General features: G+C 36.7%; 2 protein-coding genes. Both read right to left on the bottom strand.

Translation table 11 applies throughout. The annotated features are described in order from the left end of the window. On the bottom strand, positions 1-494 hold a 494-nt coding region (locus AC1DTM_RS25500), incomplete at its 3' end, for an MFS transporter (RefSeq protein WP_477001191.1). A gap of 357 nt (positions 495-851) precedes the next feature. Then, positions 852-1,658: amidohydrolase (locus tag AC1DTM_RS25495; protein ID WP_477001190.1), on the bottom strand; the 807-nt coding region annotated here is incomplete at its 5' end.

Genomic DNA, 1,658 nt, shown 5'->3' with positions numbered 1-1,658 from the left:
AAAAATACTATTTTAAATCCAAACATTTGATCAAGAAAGCCCCCGATTAGCGGGCCTATCGCTGGTGTAAAAGCAATGACTGCCGAAATTTGAGCAAACATGACGTGACGCTTATGCCCATCTACACTTTCACGAAGAATCGTTTGTGTAACAACTGATCCCGCACTTGCCCCAAACGCTTGAATAAAACGACTTAGTAATAAAAATTCAATGGAACTTGCAATAAAGCATAAGAAACTCCCTACACCATATACTACAATTCCAAGTAACATTGCTGGGCGACGACCAATTATATCTGATAACCATCCAAGAAAAAATACACCTAAAGCAAATCCAGCAAAATAAACACTAAGCGTTAACTGTACCTCATTATTACTTACGTGCAACGCCTTTGAAATATCCGGTAAAGACGGTGTGTAAATTGTTTCACTAATTTGTGGAAATGCCACAAGAATAATCATTAACCAAAGTGATGGTACCGAGACTTTTTTCATTTTTCATACCCTCCTATAACTTTGAAAATCTCAGAAATGAATAGACTTTCCTTAGCTACGGAACAGGAGGGGCCATTATAGAAATTCGATCATAAAACAACAAAGAAAACACCTCAATTACGCATGTTAATACTTATAGGAGGGTAATATTAACATTGATTTTACAATATAGTCTTTCAATTATATGATAGGTTGTATTTGTTTTCTAGTGTTCATGATCTGAATATTTGTTAGTACACGAATGTCCTTTCAATTCTCTCGGAAAATTAATACGATTTAAAAAGCGCAACTAAACAACTGAAACGCCCCTTCAATTGTTAAAATCAGTCTCACAATTGAAGGGGCGTTTTTTTATTGCTAAATTTTCACTGATTGTTCTTCTTGATAGATAATTTCACCATCAATAATAGTTGTTTCTACTTTTAAATCTTTAATTTGGTTTGGATCGACACTTAAAATGCTGTCATTTAATATCACTAAATCCGCCAACTTTCCGGCCTCTATGCTTCCTTTTATCTCTTCTTCAAAACTCGCATAAGCACCATTCCATGTGTATAGTTTAATAGCTTCCATTACGCTTATAGATTGATTAGCACCAACCTCTATTCCAGACTTGGTTTTTCTATTGACAGCAACATGAATTCCTAATAAAGGATTATAGTCAGTAACTGGTGCATCCGATCCACCTGCTGCAATGATGCCACGATCAATAAAATCACGAGCAGCGTACATGTGATTCACACGATCACCATAGTGCTCTACATATATCTCTCCGAATTCATATGGAAATGGAGGATTTGGAATAGGAATCATCTCGAGTTTTTTCATTCTCTCTTGTAAATCTGGTGAAGAAATTCCCGCGTGCTCGATTCGATGACGGTGATTTTTTCTTGGTGATTCCTCTAGCGCCCTTTCTACACAATTTAAATACATTTCAATAGCTTTATCACCTTGTGCATGTACAGTGATTTGATAACCTTTTTTATGCGCTTCACCTAAAACCCGGTAAATTTCTTCCTCACTATAATAAAGAATGCCATAATTGGTAGGGTCACTCGAGTAAGACTTACGGGTTGCAATTGTAGGCCCGGTGCTACTTCCATCTGTAAATAATTTAGCTGGTCCGACTTTGAATCTCTCATCTCCGGTACCAGTTACCACACC

This window comes from Bacillus sp. P4_D3, from assembly GCF_056401855.1.
This window is presented reverse-complemented; position numbering and strand designations above follow the sequence as displayed.